Annotated in this window: 18 protein-coding genes; 9 read left to right on the top strand and 9 right to left on the bottom strand. The window is 43.5% G+C overall.

Annotation, left to right across the window (positions count from 1 at the left end):
• Positions 1-11 precede the first annotated feature (11 nt).
• From msbA to kdsB, 4 genes are read left to right on the top strand one after another with little or no spacing between them, the layout of a single operon-like run.
• On the top strand, positions 12-1,760 hold the full coding sequence (gene msbA / locus R7E00_RS16590) for a lipid A ABC transporter ATP-binding protein/permease MsbA (protein ID WP_042522131.1): 1,749 nt from the start codon (positions 12-14) through the stop codon (positions 1,758-1,760).
• Positions 1,761-1,765: 5 nt separating this feature from the next.
• Positions 1,766-2,773: a tetraacyldisaccharide 4'-kinase gene (gene lpxK, locus R7E00_RS16585; RefSeq protein WP_065274294.1), complete on the top strand. Its 1,008-nt coding sequence runs from the start codon at positions 1,766-1,768 to the stop codon at positions 2,771-2,773.
• A complete protein-coding gene (locus R7E00_RS16580) occupies positions 2,754-2,933 on the top strand; it encodes a Trm112 family protein (RefSeq protein WP_005378451.1) in 180 nt (59 codons plus the stop codon). The genes lpxK and R7E00_RS16580 overlap by 20 nt, the downstream gene beginning before the upstream one ends.
• Positions 2,933-3,688, top strand: a complete 756-nt coding sequence (gene kdsB, locus R7E00_RS16575; RefSeq protein ID WP_054575460.1) for a 3-deoxy-manno-octulosonate cytidylyltransferase — start codon at positions 2,933-2,935, stop codon at positions 3,686-3,688. The genes R7E00_RS16580 and kdsB overlap by 1 nt, the downstream gene beginning before the upstream one ends.
• A gap of 79 nt (positions 3,689-3,767) precedes the next feature.
• On the opposite strand, the gene R7E00_RS16570 is transcribed toward kdsB, so the two are convergent.
• From R7E00_RS16570 to R7E00_RS16530, 9 genes are all read right to left on the bottom strand, one after another.
• Positions 3,768-5,327, bottom strand: coding sequence for a SpoVR family protein (locus tag R7E00_RS16570; RefSeq protein WP_005378449.1), 1,560 nt, complete (start codon positions 5,325-5,327; stop codon positions 3,768-3,770).
• An 11-nt stretch (positions 5,328-5,338) separates the two neighbouring features.
• Positions 5,339-6,610, bottom strand: coding sequence for a YeaH/YhbH family protein (locus tag R7E00_RS16565; RefSeq protein WP_005378448.1), 1,272 nt, complete (start codon positions 6,608-6,610; stop codon positions 5,339-5,341).
• A gap of 47 nt (positions 6,611-6,657) precedes the next feature.
• The gene (locus R7E00_RS16560) at positions 6,658-8,592 is read right to left on the bottom strand and encodes a PrkA family serine protein kinase (RefSeq protein WP_005378447.1); all 1,935 of its coding nucleotides are present in this window, start codon (positions 8,590-8,592) and stop codon (positions 6,658-6,660) included.
• Positions 8,593-9,085: 493 nt separating this feature from the next.
• Positions 9,086-9,586 carry a YfbU family protein gene (locus R7E00_RS16555; protein WP_005378446.1) on the bottom strand — a complete coding sequence of 167 codons (501 nt, stop codon included), beginning with the start codon at positions 9,584-9,586 and terminating at the stop codon, positions 9,086-9,088.
• Between the two features lie 136 nt (positions 9,587-9,722).
• Positions 9,723-10,388 carry an energy-coupling factor ABC transporter permease gene (locus tag R7E00_RS16550; protein WP_104978939.1) on the bottom strand — a complete coding sequence of 222 codons (666 nt, stop codon included), beginning with the start codon at positions 10,386-10,388 and terminating at the stop codon, positions 9,723-9,725.
• A gap of 154 nt (positions 10,389-10,542) precedes the next feature.
• Positions 10,543-11,283, bottom strand: coding sequence for a pyruvate formate lyase 1-activating protein (pflA, locus tag R7E00_RS16545; RefSeq protein ID WP_005387854.1), 741 nt, complete (start codon positions 11,281-11,283; stop codon positions 10,543-10,545).
• A 211-nt stretch (positions 11,284-11,494) separates the two neighbouring features.
• Complete coding sequence (locus tag R7E00_RS16540; protein ID WP_005378443.1) at positions 11,495-12,472, bottom strand: lipid A deacylase LpxR family protein; 978 nt, start codon at positions 12,470-12,472, stop codon at positions 11,495-11,497.
• Between the two features lie 153 nt (positions 12,473-12,625).
• Positions 12,626-14,902, bottom strand: coding sequence for a formate C-acetyltransferase (pflB, locus tag R7E00_RS16535; protein ID WP_005378442.1), 2,277 nt, complete (start codon positions 14,900-14,902; stop codon positions 12,626-12,628).
• Positions 14,903-15,205: 303 nt separating this feature from the next.
• Positions 15,206-16,753, bottom strand: coding sequence for a DUF3360 family protein (locus R7E00_RS16530; protein WP_005378441.1), 1,548 nt, complete (start codon positions 16,751-16,753; stop codon positions 15,206-15,208).
• A 453-nt stretch (positions 16,754-17,206) separates the two neighbouring features.
• On the opposite strand from R7E00_RS16530, the gene R7E00_RS16525 reads away from it, so the two are divergent.
• The 5 genes from R7E00_RS16525 (at position 17,207) to R7E00_RS16505 (ending at position 22,074) form a co-directional block, all read left to right on the top strand.
• Positions 17,207-18,682 (top strand): hypothetical protein, encoded by a 1,476-nt coding sequence (locus R7E00_RS16525; protein ID WP_017820023.1) that lies wholly within the window; start codon positions 17,207-17,209, stop codon positions 18,680-18,682.
• Between the two features lie 264 nt (positions 18,683-18,946).
• A complete protein-coding gene (locus tag R7E00_RS16520; RefSeq protein ID WP_005378438.1) occupies positions 18,947-19,717 on the top strand; it encodes an ABC transporter ATP-binding protein in 771 nt (256 codons plus the stop codon).
• 83 nt (positions 19,718-19,800) lie between these two features.
• Positions 19,801-20,571, top strand: a complete 771-nt coding sequence (locus R7E00_RS16515) for an ABC transporter substrate-binding protein (RefSeq protein WP_005378437.1) — start codon at positions 19,801-19,803, stop codon at positions 20,569-20,571.
• Positions 20,572-20,652: 81 nt separating this feature from the next.
• Positions 20,653-21,393 (top strand): ABC transporter permease, encoded by a 741-nt coding sequence (locus tag R7E00_RS16510; protein WP_005378436.1) that lies wholly within the window; start codon positions 20,653-20,655, stop codon positions 21,391-21,393.
• A gap of 3 nt (positions 21,394-21,396) precedes the next feature.
• Positions 21,397-22,074: an ABC transporter permease gene (locus R7E00_RS16505; protein WP_213970503.1), complete on the top strand. Its 678-nt coding sequence runs from the start codon at positions 21,397-21,399 to the stop codon at positions 22,072-22,074.
• Positions 22,075-22,198: the final 124 nt, after the last annotated feature.

The following is a 22,198-nucleotide window of genomic DNA, read 5'->3' as shown; positions in this document are numbered from 1 at the left end:
AAAGCACTTCTATGTCGATAAATACTGATGAAACGACTTGGCAGACGTTTAAGCGTCTATGGCAATTTATTCGCCTTTATAAGTCAGGTCTTGTCGTTGCAGTCATTGCATTAGTTATTAATGCCATATCAGATACCTATATGATTTCCCTGCTAAAACCACTACTCGATGAAGGTTTTGGGAACGCTGAATCTGATTTTTTACGCACGCTTCCATTGATTATTTTTGCCATGATGTTCATCCGTGGCATAAGTGGATTTGTCTCCACCTATTGTTTGAGCTGGGTATCTGGCAACGTAGTTATGCAAGTCCGTCGCATGGTGTTCAATCACTTTATGCATATGCCAGTATCTTATTTTGATAAGGAAAAGACGGGCAACTTATTGTCGCGTATAACCTACGACTCAGAGCAAGTATCAGCGGCAACTAGCCAAGCGTTGGTGAGCATTGTGCGTGAAGGCGCAAGTATCATTGGTCTGTTAGTTTTGATGTTTTACAACAGCTGGCAATTGTCGCTAGTGCTGTTTGCTGTTGCTCCCGTTGTAGCATGGGGTATTGGTGTTGTTTCTAAACGTTTTAGAAAAATATCCAAAAATATGCAGACCATGATGGGTAACGTAACTGCATCAGCAGAGCAGATGCTGAAAGGCCATAAAGTTGTGTTGAGCTATGGCGGCCAAGACATCGAACGTAAACGATTTGAAAAAGTCAGCAACCAAATGCGTCAACAAAGCATGAAGTTGGTGACGGCTCAAGCGGCGGCTAACCCTATCATCCAAATGATTGCATCACTTGCAATTGTTGCCGTTCTTTATTTAGCAAGTATTGATTCGATTAAAGAGCAACTGACTCCAGGTACATTTACTGTTGTGTTCTCTGCAATGTTTGGTCTGATGCGCCCACTTAAAGCGCTGACTAACGTTACTTCTCAGTTCCAACGTGGTATGGCCGCGAGCCAAACGCTCTTCGCGTTAATTGACCTCGAGCCTGAGAAAAACGAAGGTAAGTTGACAGTTGAACGCGCAAATGGCGATGTTTCAGTTAAAAACGTAAGCTTTACTTACACTGGTGCAGAAAAACCAGCATTGGAAAATGTCAGCTTCGATATTCCAAGAGGAAAAACGGTGGCGCTAGTTGGCCGTTCTGGCTCAGGTAAAAGTACCATCGCGAACTTGTTCAACCGCTTCTATGATGTTGACAGTGGATCTATCACATTAGATGGGCATGATATTCGTGATTACGAGCTAAAGAATTTACGTCAGCAATTTGCACTAGTATCGCAAAATGTTCATTTGTTTAATGACACGATAGCAAACAATATTGCGTACGCAACGGATGGCCAATACGAGCGCAGTGATATCGAGAAAGCGGCAACACTCGCGCATGCGATGGAGTTCATCGGCAAAATGGATGATGGACTTGATACCATGATTGGTGAAAATGGTGCTAGCTTGTCTGGTGGTCAACGCCAACGTGTTGCGATTGCGCGAGCTCTATTGCGTGATGCTCCAGTGCTGATTCTTGATGAGGCAACTTCGGCTTTGGATACCGAATCCGAGCGAGCTATTCAAGCTGCACTTGATGAGCTGCAAAAAGACAAAACGGTACTTGTAATAGCGCACCGCTTATCCACAATCGAGAAAGCCGATGAAATTCTTGTGGTTGATGATGGTGCCATCATTGAACGTGGCAACCACGCTGAGCTTATTGAGAAAAATGGTGCGTATGCACAATTGCACCGTATTCAGTTTGGTGAATAAGCGCGGTGATTGAAAAAATCTGGTTTGAAAACCATCCAATAAAATACCTCTTGTGGCCGCTTTTGTGGCCACTGAGTTTATTATTTGGAGCGATAAGCAAGTCAAAGCGAAAGCAATACCAAACTGGCCGCAAGCAAGCTTATAATGCGCCTATACCTGTTGTTGTGGTTGGCAATATCACTGCTGGTGGCAATGGTAAAACACCAGTTGTTGTGTGGCTTGTTGAGCAACTACAGCAAATGGGCTTTAAGCCGGGGGTTGTTTCTCGTGGTTATGGGGCAAAGGCTCCTGCCTATCCGTTAGTGCTAAAAGAAGATACGCCAGCGAAGCATTGTGGCGATGAACCTAAGTTGATTCATCGCCGTACAGGAGCACCTGTTGCGGTAGATCCTGTGCGTTCAAATGCAGTGAAAGCACTGCTAGATTTGGATGTGGATATCATAATTACGGATGATGGATTACAACATTATGCGTTAGGCCGTGATATTGAGTTAGTGATTGTGGATGGGAATCGCCGGTTTGGGAATGAAAGCCTGATTCCATTAGGTCCTTTACGTGAAGGTATTGAGCGACTTAAAGAAGTCGACTTTATCATCACCAATGGCGGTCAAGCGCATACGGGCGAAATCGCAATGGCTTTAGCACCCTCTAAAGCTATTAATCTTAAGACTAAGCAACATGTGGATGTCTCGGAGTTGAAAGATCTCGTCGCATTTGCGGGCATTGGGCATCCTCCGCGTTTTTTTCATACACTAAACTCGATGGACGCAGATGTTAAAGTCACAAAAGGTTTTGCTGACCATCAAGACTTTGATCAACAAGAATTAGAAGCATTGGCTCAACAAGGGACCAATGTGATTATGACCGAGAAAGATGCCGTCAAGTGCAGCCATTATGCGCAAGATAATTGGTGGTATCTGCCTGTATCTGCCCAGTTTGAATCAAACGATGCAGAGCAAATTTTAAATAGAATAAAAGAGGTTAAAGCGGCTTATGGATCACCGTCTACTTGAGATTGTAGCTTGCCCTGTTTGCAAAGGTAAGCTGACGTACGATAAAGATAATCAAGAGTTGATCTGCAAATTGGATCGCCTTGCTTACCCGATCAAAGAGGGTATTCCAGTTCTGCTAGAGCCTGAAGCTCGCACTATGAGCATGGATGAGGGACGCTAATGTCTTTTACGGTTGTCATCCCTTCGCGCTACGCATCGAGCCGTTTGCCTGGTAAACCGCTAGCGGATATTGGTGGTAAGCCTATGGTTCAGTGGGTTTATGAACAAGCGCTACAAGCGGGTGCGGAAGATGTCATCGTTGCAACTGATGACGAGCGTGTTGCGAAAGCGGTTTCGTCATTTGGTGGTAAAGTTTGTATGACCTCTCCCCACCACGAATCAGGTACGGAGCGTCTTGCCGAAGTTGTTGAAAAGATGGCTATTCCGTCAGACCACATTATTGTTAATGTGCAAGGGGATGAGCCTTTGATTCCGCCGTCCATCATTCGTCAGGTTGCTGATAACTTATCTGGGTGTGAAGCCCCGATGGCGACGTTAGCTGTAGAAATAGACTCGGAAGAGGAAGTGTTCAACCCGAACGCTGTTAAAGTTGTCGCAGATGAGCAAGGCTATGCGTTGTACTTTAGTCGAGCAACCATCCCTTGGGATCGCGATAGCTTTGCTAAACAAGACAAAACTATTGCCAACCCATTAATGCGTCATATTGGTATTTATGCTTATCGAGCTGGTTTCATTAATACGTATGTCAACTGGGCACCAAGTGCATTAGAGCAGATTGAGTGTCTTGAGCAACTGCGAGTGCTTTGGTACGGTGAAAAAATTCATGTGGCGGTAGCGAAAGAGGCACCAGCGGCAGGGGTTGATACGCCCGAAGACCTAGAAGCCGTGCGCGCGATTGTTGCAAAGCAAGCGTAACAAATGCTCATATAGATTTAAGAATAAACAAGGCTCCTGAATTAGGAGCCTTTTTGTTTTACTTGTATCGCGGTATTAGTTAAATATTAGTGTCGTATTGGTTCCGTTTAGGGCAGGTTGCTAACACTTCTCGGTGACCGGTGTCTTTCACTTCTTGGAGAATGACATCAAAGCCCCATAATCGGTACACGTGCTTTAGAACTTCTTCGTAACTATCATCAAGTGGGATGCGGTTGTGAGGAACGTACTGCAACGTAAGCGATCTATCACCACGGACATCGACATTAAACACCTGAATGTTTGGCTCAAGATTAGATAAGTTATACTGAGCAGCTAAGGTTTCTCTAATGCGTTTATAACCCATCTCATCGTGTATCGCAGCGACTTCAATAAAGTTCTTATGATCATCATCGTTGATCGCAAACAGCTTGAAATCACGCATTAATTTCGGAGAAAGGTATTGGCTAATAAAGCTTTCATCTTTGAAATTATGCATCGCGAAATGCACTGCATCTAACCAGTCGGTTCCTGCTAGGTCTGGAAACCACTCTTTGTCCTCATCAGTTGGTTCTTCACAGATACGCTTAATATCTCGGAACATGGCAAAGCCTAACGCGTAGGGGTTAATGCCATTAAAGTAAGGACTGTTATAAGGCGGCTGAGCCACGACACTGGTGTGGCTATGTAAGAACTCTAGAATGAATTTTTCAGACACCAAGCCCTCATCATAAAGATGGTTGAGTATGGTGTAGTGCCAGAACGTTGCCCAGCCCTCATTCATAACTTGCGTTTGTTTTTGCGGATAAAAATACTGACTGATCTTACGGACGATCCGAACAACTTCACGTTGCCACGGCTCTAGCAACGGCGCATGTTTTTCGAAGAAGTAGAGCAAGTTTTCCTGAGGCTCGCTTGGGAATCGCTCTTTAATGTCTTCCTCTTTCGTCTTGGCTGTCGGTACCGTGCGCCAAAGCTCATTAACTTGAGATTGTAGGTATGCTTCGCGTTCTTCTTGTCTTGCTTTTTCCTCTGTAATTGAGATTTTCTCTGGACGCTTGTAGCGGTCTACACCAAAGTTCATTAACGCGTGACAAGAGTCGAGCAGTTTTTCCACTTCTTTTACGCCATATCGTTCTTCACACTCGGCTAAATACTTTTTGGCGAACAGCAGATAGTCGATAATAGAGCTGGCGTCAGTCCACGTTTGGAATAGGTAATTACCTTTGAAAAAAGAGTTATGGCCGTAACACGCGTGCGCTATAACGAGTGCTTGCATTGTTACCGTATTTTCTTCCATCAAATAAGCAATACAAGGGTCGGAGTTAATCACAATCTCGTAGGCTAACCCCATTTGACCATGTTTATAGTTCTGCTCTGTTTGAATGAATTTTTTACCAAATGACCAGTGGTTGTAATTGATTGGCATGCCGATACTTGAGTAGGCATCCATCATCTGTTCTGAAGTAATCACTTCTATTTGGTTAGGGTAAGTGTCTAGGCGATAATGCTCCGCGACACGCTTAATTTCTTTGTGGTATCGCTCTAACAGCTCAAATGTCCAATCTGGTCCATCTGGCAACACTTTACTGTTACGCTTTTTAGGCGCCTCTCCTGAGAGGTTTCTCGTTGCGGTATTCATCGCTAGCCTCCTTACGCCGTTTCTTTTTGGAATAGTTCACGAAAGACTGGGAAAATATCCTCCACAGAGCGAATGTTTTTCATTGCGAAATTAGGAAACTCTTCAGTGAGTTTTTCGTACTCATGCCATAGAGTTTGGTGCGATCGCCGCGTGATCTCTATGTAAGAGTAATACTGACAGTTTGGAAGTAATTTGTTCACTAACAGATCCCGGCATCTTGGCGAATCATCTGCCCAGTTGTCACCGTCGGATGCTTGAGCTGCATATATGTTCCACTGACCAATCGGGTATCGCTCTTTTACTATTTCATCCATTAACTTGAGCGCGCTAGATACAATGGTACCCCCGGTTTCTTGTGAGTAGAAAAATTCGTGCTCGTCCACTTCCTTCGCTTGGGTATGGTGGCGGATAAAGACGACTTCGACATTCTCGTAGGTACGAGTTAAGAACAAGTACAAAAGAACATAGAAGCGTTTTGCGATGTCTTTCGTTGCCTGGTCCATCGAACCGGATACGTCCATTAGACAGAACATTACCGCTTGGCTCGATGGTACCGGGCGTTTCTCATAGTTCTTGAAGCGTAAGTCGAAGGTATCGATGAACGGCACGCTTTCGATTTTCTTGCGCAGTTCTTCAATTTCAGCCTTCAAGCGGTTCTCTTCAAACTGCTGAGCAGGTTCAATATTTTTGATGCGAGCAAGTTCGTCTTCTAACTCTTTAAGAAGTCGTTTCTTACCAGCAGTCATTGCAGTACGGCGCGCAAGAGATTGTTGCAGAGAGCGTACTACGGCGATATTGGAAGGGATACCGGCAGTTTGAAAGCCTGCACGGTGCGTTTTCCATTCTGTGATTTTGGCAATTTGGTTTTTTTCTAGATTAGGCAGCTCGAGATCTTCGAACAAAATATCGAGGTACTCATCTTTTGATATTTGGAATACAAATTCGTCTTGGCCTTCTCCATCTGGACTGGCGTTCCCTTCTCCAGAGCCGCTACCTTGACCGCCACCTTTGGGACGCTCAATTTTATCACCAGTAATGAATTGGTCGTTACCGGGATGAACTCGTTCTCGAACACCACCTTTGCCTTGATGAAATATAGGCTCATTGATGTCTTTGTGAGGGATAGAGACGTCTTCGCCCGTTTCCGTATTCGTAATCGAGCGTCGATTCACTGCGTCTGCTACCGACTCTTTTATTTGCTCTTTGTGGCGCTTCAAGAAGCGCTGTCGATTAACAGCGCTCTTGTTCTTGCCATTGAGCCTTCGGTCTATAAATTGCGCCATGAAATAGCCCTCTTCATGTTTCACAAGCGACCTAACTCAATACTGGGTTAGGATGACTTACGTACTCGTAGGTACCACTCAGAAAGTAGGCGAACCTGTTTCTCGGTATAGCCTTTTTCCATCATGCGAGCGACAAAGTCGTCATGCTTCTTCTGATCTTCAGAAGAGGTTTTCGCATTAAATGAGATAACCGGAAGTAGCTCTTCGGTATTGGAGAACATTTTCTTCTCGATTACTGTGCGCAGTTTTTCGTAGCTGGTCCAAACCGGGTTTTGACCATTGTTATTCGCTTTCGCACGAAGCACAAAGTTAACGATTTCGTTTCGGAAATCTTTCGGGTTAGAAATACCAGCTGTTTTTTCGATCTTCTCTAGCTCAGCATTCAGTGAAGAGCGATCAAATAGCTGACCAGTTTCTGGATCTCGGTACTCTTGGTCTTGAATCCAGAAGTCTGCATAGGTGACATATCGGTCGAAGATGTTTTGGCCGTATTCAGAGTAAGACTCAAGATAAGCGGTCTGAATCTCTTTACCGATAAATTCAACGTATCGAGGTACTAGGTAGCCTTTCAAGAACTCGAGATATTTCTCTGCTGTTTCAGCAGGGAACTGTTCGCGCTCAACCTGTTGTTCAATCACATAGAATAGATGTACAGGGTTGGCTGCCACTTCGGTTTGGTCGAAGTTAAATACGCGTGACAAAATCTTAAAGGCAAAACGTGTTGAGAGACCGTTCATGCCTTCATCGACACCAGCATAATCACGATACTCTTGATAGCTTTTTGCCTTTGGATCCGTATCTTTCAGCGTTTCACCGTCGTATACGCGCATCTTAGAGAAGATGGACGAGTTTTCAGGCTCTTTAAGTCGAGAAAGAATACTGAATTGTGCCAGAGTCTCGAGCGTGCTTGGTGAACAAGGGGCTTGAGACAACTCACTGTTTTCGAGAAGTTTTTGGTAGATTTTGACTTCTTCTGAAACACGTAGACAGTAAGGTACTTTCACAATATAAACACGGTCCAAGAACGCTTCATTGTTCTTGTTGTTACGGAAGGTCTGCCACTCAGATTCGTTTGAGTGAGCCAGAATCATACCGTCGAATGGAATCGCAGAAAGGCCTTCTGTACCGTTGAAGTTGCCTTCTTGCGTTGCTGTTAACAGCGGGTGAAGCACTTTGATTGGTGCTTTGAACATCTCAACGAATTCCATTAAACCTTGGTTTGCTTTACACAGCGCACCGGAGTAGCTGTAAGCGTCTGGATCGTCTTGCGAATAGTGTTCAAGCTTACGAATATCGACTTTACCAACCAATGATGAGATATCTTGGTTGTTTTCATCGCCTGGTTCAGTTTTGGCAATACCGATTTGGTCAAGGATAGAAGGGCGTACTTTCACTACTTTAAATTTGGTGATATCACCACCAAACTCGTGAAGACGTTTAGCGGCCCAAGGAGACATGATCGAGCGAAGATAACGGTGCTCGATGCCATATTCTTTTTTCAAAATATCGCCATCTTCTGTGGCTTTGAATAGGCAGAATGGATGGTCATTCACTGGGCTGCGTTCGCCGTTAGCAGTAAGAACATAAATAGGCATCTGTTCCATCAGAGCCTTAAGCTTTTCTGCAAGCGAAGACTTACCGCCACCTACAGGGCCGAGTAAGTAAAGAATCTGCTTACGCTCTTCTAGGCCTTGCGCCGCATGTTTTAGGTAAGACACAATTTGTTCTATGGCATCTTCCATGCCATAAAAGTCTTTAAAGGTTTCATAACGAGAGATAACACGATTCGAGAAGATTCGGCTTAGTCTCGGATCCTTTGCCGTATCGATTATCTCTGGTTCACCAATCGCCATCAGTAGGCGTTCTGCTGCATTAGCATAAGCGCTTTTGTCATCTTTACACAGGGCTAAAAACTCCTGTAACGACATCTCTTCATCTTTTGCAGCTTCATATCTTGATTGATAGTGGTCGAAAATACTCATGTCGCTTTCCCCTTTAATAGTCAGTCTACCGACGAACGTTGATTCAGGCTTTCCACCAACAGTTATGCTCGTTGTTGTTTGAATATACGTCCTGTTATCACATTTGGTTCGTACAGAATGTAAGATTGGCGACACCAAAGACTTTGCTTTATGGACGGTTTTTTCGTTACAACGGTGAGCGGTGGATATGAATTTTTCAATCACAGCCTTTCTCTACTTAAGCCTAGTCGGGGATTTGCAATTTTGCTTAACAATTATGAATTTATTGTAAAAGTGACATTTGAATCACTCTTTTATTAAGGACGAATTTATGTCGTGAATAGGTGCAATAGAAATCAAATATTTGGCAAAGACAGAAGAGTCTCAGTGATTCGTTGTTCTACATTGAGCAAGGTAAGTGAAAGAGGTAGGAAGAGAGCAAAGTCTTAGATAAGTTTGTGACAGGGTAAATAACAAGGAGAGCGGGCGCTCTCCTCATTCTTAGACGACCATTTTATGCGCTGAAGATTTGCGCTAGTTCGTTTTCACATAAATGATACTGACGAGGGCAGTTACGCCAAGTTTGCAGCATACGGCGGTATTTATCTAGCATCGGCATTTGGCTGTTAAAGTGATGATCTGCCTTGTCAAACTGAGGGTACAAACCTTCAGAATCGATGAGAAAACGTACGTAATGTACTTGTTGCGCTTCTGAAGCGATATCAAATCCCAAGAACTTCAAGCGGCGCTGATCTACGTTGCTGCGGTCTTCATCGTCTAGCATGTTGTAAGATTCTTGCATCGCATGATACATCTCCATAACGTCGATGATCTCACGACATTCTGCTTCTGAGAGGCAGCCGAAATCTTTGTTCAACTCTCGCATTTGTAGTTCATAACCACGTTCAACGATCGTTTGTAAGCGTTTGTATTTGGCCGCATTACTTGGATCAAGTTGAGACATAAGGTTGTATTGGTTTGATAGAATCAAACGTTGAGCGTTTGACATTTCCATGGTGACCTCACTAGATATCTAATACATTTTTAATGTGCTTAGGTTAACGCTTAAGACATGAGTGAAACATGATCTCAACACATATTTAATACTAAAAAATGGCAAGAACTGTCACTTTTGACCAGTTTGAAAACACTTATTTATGGTAATGATTGTATATGTAGTCTCGGTCTGAAAATACTCTCAGCCACTCTGGCTTGAATACGGTTAAAACCGCCAGTGCCATACCATTTAATAGACCTTCTGGAAAGGCGAGCAACGGCACAAAAACAAAGTAGTTATGTTGAATGGTTTCCCAATCGTAGTGACCAACTGATAGGTGATAAAAAGAGTTAATGATGAGGTGCAGACTTCCTGTTATCGCGCCATTGAAAAATCCAGCAACGAAGATGAAAACAAAAATGTTTCGTGGCAAGTAGTGGTAACTCAGAAGAAACACTAAGTAACTAATGAAAATCGGAATTAGGGCAGATAGAACTAACGACGTGGGTAAGAGTAGCAAGGACACATCATGTAGTAGGTGGTTGACCAACATAGCGGGAATGCTGAGTATAAATGCCATGCGCCAACCATACATCATCGTCAGCGTTGTTAGTGCAAGAAAATGAATCTGTAATCCTTCTTTTACACCTGCTTGAGCGGCCCATAAAATACTGAAAAAGAAGAGCGTTGCAAAAACGAGGTGCTGAAATCCTTTTTCTTTTTCCAGTTTGGGCCAAACGACTTTTTTCCAATCTGGTAGGCAGTAGACTACTACTATCCAAATTGAGACAACAAGAGAGCCTAAGTTAAACAAATCCATGTTACTTCCTTCCTATGCGAACATGACGCAATCATTTCTATCGTTCTTTTTATACCTAAATGACCGCAGAGAAACTCACTGATAAGGCTTAGATATAATCAAAAAAATACCAGCAATAAGCTGGTATTTTAAAGAGGTTAGTCTTGCGGTTCACTTAGTATTTTACGTTATCGTTGTATTGAGCAAGAATGGATTGAATTTCATCCATGGTTTCTTTCGGTGGCGGGTTTACGCCTTCGAGTGGGTATTCTAAGCCTAACGCTTCCCACTTATGAGCCCCTAATTTGTGGTAAGGAAGTAACTCGACCTTTTCGATGTTATCCATGTCTTTAATAAATTCACCAAGCATGTGTGCTGCTTCTGGGTCATCTGTGTAACCAGGCACGACGACATAGCGAATCCATGTTTTCTTTCCGATTTTTTGCAAGTAACGAGCAAAGTCCAATGTGCGTCGGTTGGATACACCGATGAGATCTTGGTGCACTTCGTCTTTCATGTGTTTGATGTCAAGCATGACTAAGTCTGTTGCATCCAGTACTTCATCGATAACATCAGTGTGCTTACGAACATAACCGTTAGTATCTAGACATGTATGAATGCCTTCGGTTTTAGCTGCGCGGAAAAAATCACGTACGAATTCCGGTTGAAGCATCGCTTCGCCGCCAGAACAAGTAACGCCACCACCTGATGCATTCATGAAGTGGCGGTAACTTTTCGCTTCGGAAATGATTTCTTCAACCGTGACTTCTTTGCCATCATGCGTGTCCCAAGTATCGCGGTTATGGCAATACTTACAGCGCATTAAACAACCTTGCAAGAAGACGATAAATCGAATACCAGGTCCGTCTACGGTACCACATGACTCAAATGAGTGAATACGACCAGCTGTTGACATCTTTTGCTCTCATTACTAGTAAATTCTAGCTGTTATTTTATTACAAAAAGCAGGGTTAAAACAGCTTTGTCGGTACTAAAGGCAAGGTTATTTGAAGAAAGAAAATAGATGGAGCCAATCTGCATAAACGCTTGAACACGAGGTGGTTAATACCTACCCCGAGAACTTGCCGTGTATCTAGATTGACTTCGATGCTGGGATAATCCAGTTTTTAGAAAAAGGCGAACACGGAGAACGAGCCTGTCCCATAAACATCGGTTTGGGCTTCTTCATAATCCGGTGTTTTAATTGTAAAGGTGATGCTTGCACCGTAATTTTGGTTGTACCAAGATACTCCCGCGACGGCACTTGCTTGCCAATTTTGCAGTGTGACGTCGTATGGCGCTGACGGTTCAGGAATGCCAGGACGATCTCCTTCGATAGTCATGTCATTAAAGCGGTAACGACCTTCAAACCCGGTGAACAAGAACCAACTCGACGTGTTCTGAGCGATCATACTTGCTGAGAAAGGGCTTTCGACACTGATATTGGCGGCTCCGATGCTATTCGCTAGGTTTGTACCCCAACGAAACATGACGCCTTGAGAGACATCACTACGGAAGTTACCCGCATTGATGTCGTTAATGTTGGTGATCTCCCATTGTGTTTTTTGTTCTTCGCTGCGCATCAATTTGTTAAATACGCGGTAACCAAGGCTGAACGCCACTTTATCTTCAATCTGGTAATCCCAACCTTGAGGGTCCGTCGATCCTGTTATGCCGTGAACGATTTCTTGCGCCTTTTCTGATAGCGAACTTTCACCCGTAGTTCCTATGGTGAAATTGTACCGTACAGCTTTGTCACTCGTTAGGGAAAGGTAGTTGATTTCGGTGTGTAGGTAACCGGCATATGGGCGATCATTGATTAGTGGATAATCGGCTTCAATGTCGCTTGGAGTCCACATCTTGTGGCCAAGAACCAACTCTATTTTATCGATATTGGCGTGCTCTGAGTTAGCTAGACTCAGCCATTTCCATTGGCTTTCTTGTGTCAGTTGGTCTGTCGCGTAAGAAAGGAAAACACCATTCGTATAGTCTTGATCGACGCCAAAAATACCATCGTTGTCGATGGTAAAAGAAACCGTAGACTTAGTGGATGCTATTGCAACTGGAGAAAGAAGGGTAAGAATAATTAATTTACTAAATCTCATAGACTTTATTTGCTAACTTTTTTCGCATCATACGTAAGAATGCGGGCAAAAGTCTTTCGCGATATCACAACTTTCATTCAAGAAATAAAAAAAGGCTGATGCTACTTAGCATCAGCCTTTGTTGTATTACTAGAACGTTATTTCGCTATAGTCTTATAGAGACTCAGTGAATGTACGCGCGATTACGTCAGCTTGTTGCTCTGCAGTTAGAGAGTTGAAGCGAACAGCGTAACCAGATACACGGATTGTTAGCTGAGGGTATTTCTCTGGGTGCTTAACTGCGTCTTCTAGAGTTTCACGGTTAAGAACGTTCACGTTTAGGTGTTGACCACCTTCGATACCCGCTTCGTGGTGGAAGTAACCATCCATAAGACCAGCAAGGTTAGCGCGTTGTGAACCCTCATCTTTACCTAGTGCGTTAGGTACGATAGAGAATGTGTAAGAGATACCATCTTGTGCGTCAGCAAACGGCAGTTTAGCAACTGAAGTTAGTGATGCTACAGCACCTTTCTCGTCACGACCGTGCATTGGGTTTGCACCTGGAGCAAATGGAGCACCAGCACGACGACCGTCAGGCGTGTTACCAGTTTTCTTACCGTAAACCACGTTTGAAGTGATAGTAAGAATTGACTGAGTAGGGATTGCATCACGGTAAGTCTTAAGCTTACGGATTTTGCCCATAAATACAGAAACAAGTTCACATGCAATGTCATCAACGCGTGGGTCGTTGTTACCGAATTTAGGGTAATCGCCTTCGATTTCGAAGTCGATTGCTAGACCGTCTTCGTCACGAATTGGCTTAACTTTTGCGTATTTAATTGCAGATAGTGAGTCAGCCGCAACAGATAGACCAGCAATACCACAAGCCATAGTACGTTTAACGTCACGGTCGTGTAGAGCCATTAGTGCCGCTTCGTAGCTGTACTTATCGTGCATGAAGTGGATAGCGTTTAGTGCAGTCACATATTGTTTCGCTAGCCAATCCATGAAGTGGTCCATTTTCTCCCACAGTTCATCGTAGTTAAGAACATCGCCTTCGATCTTAGGCATTTGCGGGCCAACTTGGATTTTTAGCTTCTCATCCACACCACCGTTGATGGTGTAAAGCATTGTTTTCGCAAGGTTCGCACGAGCACCGAAGAACTGCATTTGCTTACCAACAACCATTGGAGATACACAACATGCGATCGCGTAGTCGTCAGAGTTCATGTCTGGACGCATTAGGTCGTCATTTTCGTACTGAATAGAAGAAGTATCGATAGATACTTTCGCACAGAACTTCTTGAAGCCTTCAGGTAGTTGCTCAGACCAAAGAACAGTGATGTTTGGCTCTGGAGAAGGACCCATAGTGTATAGTGAGTTTAGGAAACGGAAGTTTGTACGAGTAACTAGCGTACGACCGTCAAGACCCATACCACCCATAGACTCAGTTGCCCAGATAGGGTCGCCAGAGAATAGATCATCGTACTCAGGAGTACGTAGGAAACGAACCATACGTAGTTTCATTACGAAGTGGTCGATCATTTCCTGAGCTTGTTCTTCAGTTAGCTTACCAGCCGCGATATCACGTTCGATGAAGATGTCTAGGAACGTAGAAGTACGACCTAGAGACATAGCCGCACCGTTTTGAGATTTAACAGCAGCTAGGTAACCGAAGTAAGTCCACTGAATAGCTTCTTGCGCAGTTTCAGCAGGACGAGAAATATCACAACCGTATTTTGCAGCCATTTCTTTGATTTGACCTAGAGCACGGTGTTGCTCTGCGATCTCTTCACGAAGCTGCATTGTCATTTGTAGGTCTTCGCCGTTCTCAAAACGCTCTTGTAGAGAAGAGAACTGCGCGAATTTATCCTTCATTAGGAAGTCAATACCGTATAGAGCAACACGACGGTAGTCACCGATGATACGACCACGACCGTATGCATCTGGAAGACCAGTCAGTACGCCAGATTTACGACACGCCATGATTTGAGGAGTGTAGATATCGAAAACGCCTTGGTTGTGAGTTTTACGGTATTCTGTGTAGATTTTTTTAACTTGTGGGTCTAGCTCGCGGTCGTAGGCTTTGCATGAACCTTCAACCATGCGGATACCACCGTTAGGGATGATCGCACGTTTTAGAGGAGCGTCAGTTTGAAGACCTACGATAGTTTCTAGGTCTTTTTCGATGTAGCCTGCATCGTGAGCAGTGATGGTAGAGATAACTGAAGTATCAAAATCAACAGGAGCGTGAGTCGCGTTCTCTTGTTTGATGCCTTCCATTACCTTAGCCCAAAGCTTGTTAGTCGCTTCAGTACCTTCAGAAACTAGGAAAGATTCGTCGCCTTCGTACGGAGTGTAGTTCTTCTGAATGAAATCACGAACGTTTACTTCGTTTTGCCAGTCGCCTGCAGCAAAACCTTCCCAAGCTTTAGCAAATTGCTCTGCCATGACATACCTACCTTTTTAGTAGAAAAAAATACGTACTGCTTCGCCGTTGAGCCAGCTATCCCCAGATAAAAGAGGGGAACAGTACACTCTTATGAATAACAATATTTATAGTCTTAAATTTACGTATTCGATTTACAAAACTATAAATATTGTCACTAGTTTTAACGTTTCTCTTTTTAAGCAACAGTTAGAGGTTAAACTAAAATTTTTTTGCAAACCTTAAACTAAATCAATAAATCCTCAAAAATCTCGATAAAAATGGGGTAGCGACGAGCGCTACCCACAAATTTCTAGACTGCTAGCTTATAGCCAAGCTTGGATGCCATACTGGCCTTCAAGCATACCAACTGCAAGCATAGCAACTAAACAGATAACAAGTACGCTTACTGGGATCACAATCTTGTCTACAAATGATAGGCGAGACGCGCGCTCTTTATCTCCAATTAAACCGTTGTTATCTAAAAGCATAGTTAGTGCCCAAGCTAGAACTGGGTTAACAACGGCAGAACCAAAGATACAAATGCCTGCTGCTTGTGAGTCTTTCGAGTCCTTCACCATCTGCATGCCAGCTTCAAGCAGTGGTAGAGATACACCAACGAGAAGAGCAACGCGCATAACTGGAGGCCATACTGCAACGTCCATAGGAAAACCAAGGATTGCAACAATAATACATAGAGAGCCTAGTAAGATGGCACCAGCAGGAATAGGGCGTTTCGCGATTGCAGCAGGGATCATGTAAGTCCCCCAAGATGATGTGATGTTACCACCACCCACTGCAGTACCGACCATTTGGCGAACGGAACACATTGTCATTGTGTCATCAACGTCCATCAGCACTTTCTCACTCTTACGTGGGTAGTTCATCTCTTGGAAGATACGGTGACCCAAGAAGTCAGGTGACCACATTGCTACCGCAAGAATGGCGAATGGTAGTGAAGCGATGAAGTGTTCCATATTAGGAAGACCAAGCATCCAACCTTCTTCTGTTGAACCCCACCAGTAGATTGGATTTAGGTTTGGAAGGCCTGTCTCGGTTACGAATTTAATATCGAAGCCTGCGCCAAGAGCAAGTGCGATTGCAAGTCCAGTGAAGGCACAAACAGGGATCGCTAGCCAGCGTTTGTTCACTTTAGCAAGGAACGCGTATAAGCCAATGGTAACCGCAAGAACAATTAGACCGATGTAACCCATGCTACCAGCGGCAACCGTATCGGATTGCAAACCAACAGCCCAAGCTTGAATAGAGTTAATTTGGCTCATGGTTCCGGTTAAACCTAAGAAAATAAGAAGGCCACCAGCCGTACCTTCAGAGGTGAGGTTAACCAGTTTTGACCCACCTTTTAAGAGGCTCAAAATCAAACCAAACACACCAATGAGAATTGCTAATGCAAGAGGGTGAGCACCAGCAAGAGCGATGGTACCAATAAGAGGGATCATTGGGCCGTGGTTGCCTGCTAGGTTGGCTTTAGGGTTAATAAAACCAGAGGCAAGTACACAGAAAAGAAGTGCAGGGATGAGCATTTCTACACGCGCAACTTCGATAGCAAAGTCCTTGCCTAAGTTTACGTGGTCCCATGCTGCAGTAAGACCTTCAGCCCAAGACATCATTACCGCAGAGTACATTGCGATAATACCGATAGTACCAGCAAGCGCTGGAACAAGGTCTTCAAGCTCAAAGCGGAAGTCACGACCTGGCAAGTTCAAGCCAAAACGACGTGGCTTCATGATTTGTAGTTCGTGGTCTAGGTAGTCTGAACGGCTTGCGAACTCAGATGCTGGACGATGAAGCTCACGGTAGCTCTTGGTCTCGATATCTGAATCAGAGTGCGTTTTGTTAACTGCGTCTGACATAGATTCCTCATATATTTAAAAGTTATGAATTCTTCATTCAATTGTGTTAATCCGCATCCTGCGGCACGCTTATGCTAGCTATTGTTAGATTTGTTACACGTCGACACTGTGCCTAAGCATAGCTAATAACTTATTGTGTTGAGGCGCAAAAAAAGCCTCATCTTTTGGCAGGAGTCTAGCAAGATAGCCATTTAGGGTGATTGATTTAGATCACTTTAAGAATGGTTGTGAAATAAAACTACAGAAAGTTTCTGGCATGCGAATGAGATGCGGAGATCTTGTGTAATTTCATTACACAAGTTGCATAAAATTAGAACTTTTTGTCCTTTTGCACGAGATGCAGATTAAATGTCAATATTCACGGTGATTATATAAAGCTGGCTTTATTCTTGCTTTGGACAGAGCAAAGACAATTTTTTGGCTAATCATTGCCGCTCAGTTTAGGAAAAAGACATGAAACAGCTTAAAGTACTGCCACTAGTGGCAATCATCTCAGGGTTAATGGTCGGTTGCGGCGGCGGTGGCGGCGGTGGCGGTGGTGCAGCGCCGAAAACTGCCTTTACTTTTGATTTTGCTATACCAGCAACAATGACTGAAAGTGAAGCAACTACGAAAGGTTGTACTGTATATGACCACAAAACTGAGCTGAACGGCGATAAAACGGTTTTAACCTATAGTGCAGCGTCAAAAGAGCAAGTGACCAACTATGTTATCGGTTACTACTCTGATGCCGATGGCAAAAGATCCGGAGACATTATCAAACCTACCACTGATAACTTTAAGTTTTATCTTGAAGATATCCCTGACGGCGGCTTTGTAACGTTTCAAGCAATAGAATTTAACGGCAAAGAAGCTCGCGTAAACACGTTTTCAAAAGAGTTCTTGCAAGATAAGAAACTACGTAATGCTACTTTTGCACTAAACCGAGACTCTTTGAACAAATGCTTTACTGGCGGTAACTTAGCAAGCAATAAGTTTACTAACTTAGATTACCGAAACGCTGAATCAGGTGGCGGAGATTACAACTTTGTCTCGCAAACCGATATTTTCACGTCTCCGAACCCTGATATGTTGCCTACTGATGAACTGATGGGGCTTAAAGGTGAACCAACGGCATTGTTTCAGTATGAATCAGGTTCAAGCGACAAAGCGCTTTACCAGTATGGTATTGGTTCGTGGGGAACTGGTGAGATAGCCTTAGTTAGAGCGGATAATACGTCAAACATTTATTCGTCTTCTGACTATACTTACGACTCGCTCAACATTGGCTTTGTTACTAACGGCTTTGCATATGACGCGTTGAAGCTGGATAAAACGGCCGTTGAATATAATCGCCCTAGTGCAACGAATAAAGAAACTTGGGTATACATGGCGTTCTCAGAGAATCAAGTTAATGGTTGGGAGTCTCTACTTAACGAAACGATCTCTGACGGATGGGATATTGACGTTGATCCGAGTGCTTACTTAAATATTGATAACCTGCCGAACACAAAACCAAGTGTATCAACGCAAGGAAGTGCAGAGTCCGTGATTGATCTGGACATGGGCTTAACATCGTCTACTGAAGGCTTTACTCGTGTCGCTTACTTTGCAACTTCAGGCGACTACAGAGTCACACATCGCATTTTCACAACAAGTGATAGTGATTCTGTTGTTGTTCCAGAATTGCATTACTACAACTTCCCAACATCGGCCGTTAACGGTTTGAAAGTTTCAGCTTCGGACGATTTTAATCGCACTGCTTTGGTAGTGAATGAAGATAGTAATATTGATTCTAAAGTTTTCATGAGCTTCTTTTCCAATGGTGAAGCGTCAGAGCCTGAACTAGATGAAGACCTAGATGGCATCATTACTTCTGAAAAAGAAGGCTTAGAAAATGAAGTGACATTACGTACTTCAAACTCGTTGGTAGTCAGTCGTTTTAATTAATTCATTGCGACCTCGAATAGGTTTCAATTAACACTTTTGTAAATTTATTAAGCCCCTTTGAAAGGGGCTTTTTTATATTTAATATTCAACTTTTGAAGAATATGTTGCTATATATTGCATATTAATTTGCCTATCGTATCTTTCTATTCGAATTATTTAGGTTAATAATTTGTTGCAAGTTTCAAGGGGCGGTGCTAATTTGTTCCGAATTAGAGAGGGCGGAGTCCCTTAATTGCAGTGACAAAAACACAGGGAGTAGGGCGCATGAATGATGTACCAGCGCTAGATATAAAAGACCTGCACAAAACATTTGGACAAAATGAAGTTTTAAAAGGCATTTCACTTGCCGCGCACAAAGGAGATGTTATCTCCATCATTGGCTCTTCCGGCTCAGGTAAGAGTACCTTTCTCAGATGTATCAACTTGCTAGAAACGCCTACCGCGGGCGAAATTTGGGTAAATGGTGAATTAATCCAAATGAAGAACAACAGAGCAGGTGAATCTGTTCCTGCTAATGAAAAGCAAGTCCAACGTATTCGCTCGCGCCTGGCAATGGTTTTCCAAGGTTTCAACCTCTGGTCTCACCTAACCGTACTAGAAAACGTGATTGAGGCGCCTGTTCATGTCTTAGGCGTGCCAAAAGCTCAAGCGATTGAAAATGCAGAAGTCTTGCTTAAGAAAGTAGGCTTGTATGAGCGTAAAGATTATTACCCTGGGCACTTATCTGGCGGCCAGCAGCAACGTGCAGCTATTGCCCGTGCGCTAGCAGTTGACCCAGAGGTGATGTTGTTTGACGAGCCAACTTCTGCGCTTGACCCAGAACTTGTAGGAGAAGTTTTGGGGGTAATGAGAGATTTGGCAGATGAAGGGCGAACTATGCTGGTGGTCACGCACGAAATGGCGTTTGCACGTGACGTATCAAACCATGTGATGTTTTTACATCAAGGCTTAGTGGAAGAACAGGGAAATCCAGCTAAGCTATTTACAAACCCGGATTCAGAACGATTACAGCAGTTTATCTCATCCATTTACTAATATTTGTTAGGCGGCAGACTATTGCCTCCTAAGCCAACACAACAAACAAAACGAAATAAAATAGCAATCACAGGAGTATGGAAATGAAAAAGTGGTTATTAGCAGCAACGATTGCTGCAACGGCAGTATCAGGTGTTGCTCAAGCGAAAGAATGGAAAACAGTTCGCTTTGGTATCGAAGGTGCTTACCCTCCGTTTAGCTGGACAGAAACTGATGGCTCAATAAAAGGCTTTGACGTAGACATGGCAAATGCACTCTGTGAAGAGATGCAAGTGAAGTGCAAAATCGTCGCTCAAGATTGGGATGGTATTATTCCTTCTCTGCTTGCACGTAAGTACGATGCCATCATCGCAGCAATGTCTATCACTGAAGAGCGCAAGAAAAAAGTCGATTTCACTGGCAAGTACGCACAAATTCCAAATAAATTTATCGCTAAGAAAGGTGCTGGTCTAGATTTTGATAATCTTAAAGATGTCAAAATTGGCGTGCAACGTGCGACGACACATGACAAGTACTTAACTGACAACTACGGCGATGATGTTGAAATTGTGCGTTATGGCTCTTTTGATGAAGCGTATCTTGATCTAGAAAATGGTCGAATTGCTGCCGTTTTAGGTGATGCGTCGGCTCTAGAAGAGGGTGTGATCAACAAAGCAGGTGGAGAAGCTTATGAGTTTGTTGGACCGTCGTTAACCGATCCAAAATGGTTTGGTGAAGGTATGGGGATCGCTGTTCGTAAACAAGACAAAGATCTGACGAAGAAACTCGACGCAGCAATTATTTCACTACGTGAGAAAGGTGTTTACCAAGAAATTGCTGGTAAATACTTTAACTACGATGTGTACGGTGAATAAACCGTAATTAAGCGACCGTTGGCTTGTTCCTAGAAGTAGTCAACGGTCGATTTTTTGAGTTTAGGGATTAGGAACTCACCTATGCTAGATTTACAAGGATACGAAGCTTCGATTTTGAAAGGAGCTTTAGTAACAATAGAAGTTGCAGTGCTTTCACTCATTCTCGCCATGGTCTTAGGCATGCTTGGCGCATTAGCTAAGTTAGCGCCTTACAAATGGGCAAGGGCGATTGCCACTCTTTACACCACAGTCATTCGCGGCATTCCAGATTTGGTTCTGATGATGCTAATTTTCTTTGGTGGACAAATACTTTTAAATAACAGCCTTTACTCCATCAACGAAACGCTCAACGAGTGGTTTGCCTCGAGTGATCCAAACCATGAATGGACGTCTTACTTACCTGATTATATTGATGTCAGCCCATTTATTGCTGGTGTACTCACGATTGGTTTTATCTTTGGCGCCTACATGGCGGAGACTTTTCGTGGAGCGATCATGGCGGTGGACAAAGGTGAGCTAGAAGCGGCGAAAGCTTATGGGATGAGTTCTGCTTTATCGTTTAGAAGAATCTTACTGCCTCAGATGATTCGTCATGCATTACCTGGATTTGGTAATAACTGGTTAGTGTTACTTAAGACCACTGCGTTAGTTTCCATTATTGGTCTGGATGACATGGTGAGAATGAGCTCATTGGCAGCAGGTACAACCAAAATGCCGTTCACCTTTTACATGGCTGTCGCGCTCATCTTTCTATTTTTTACCAGCGTTTCGACCGGGCTACTCAAGCTTGTTGAGCGTAAGTTCAGTATTCATGCGAGGTAAGTTATGGACTTTTCTTTGATTATTGAAAGCTTTCCAACTTATCTTCAGGGACTTTGGACAACAGTTTGGTTAGTGGGATTAGCGTTGGTTATTGGCTTGTGTGTCTCTATCCCATTAGCCGTGGCACGCAATAGTACCAATTACGCTCTAAGCTTACCTTCTTGGGGATTCATTTACTTTTTCCGTGGAACGCCGCTATTGGTTCAGCTGTATTTGATTTACTACGGCATGGATCAGTTTTTCCCTGTGAAAGATACCTTATGGGAGAACGCTTGGTTCTGTGCTTTGGTCGCTTTTATTCTTAATACATCGGCTTACACCGCAGAAATTATTCGTGGTGCGATTAATGGTTTGCTGAAAGGTGAGGTGGAAGCTGCGAAAGCGTATGGCATGAGTAAGTTTATGACATACAGACGTATTATCTTGCCGAGTGCATTGCGTCGAGCATTACCAGCTTATTCAAACGAGGTCATATTTATGCTGCACGGAAGTGCAGTCGCGGGCATCGTTACCATCATGGATTTAACTGGTGCTGCGCGTCTAGTTAACTCGCGCTACTATGCACCATTTGAGTCTTTCCTGACGGCGGGGCTGTTCTACATGGCACTGACGTTTATGATCTTGTGGTGTTTTAAAGTGGCAGAGAAGCGTTTCTTAGCTTATCTGCGTCCTTTAAGCTAATTATCAATAGAGGCAATAGCATCGGAGTGGGTGCTATTGCTTTTGATAATTTTGTTATCTTCATTCCTATTTTTTCAGTCGATGTAAAAGACTCTTTCTTATTATTCATCAACTTACATTAACA

It is taken from the genome of Vibrio sp. Vb1755 (assembly GCF_033338635.1).
In the GTDB taxonomy this organism is placed as follows: Bacteria; Pseudomonadota; Gammaproteobacteria; order Enterobacterales; family Vibrionaceae; genus Vibrio; species Vibrio alginolyticus.
Note: the sequence above shows the minus strand (reverse complement) of the source record. Positions and strands in the feature narration are given on the sequence as shown.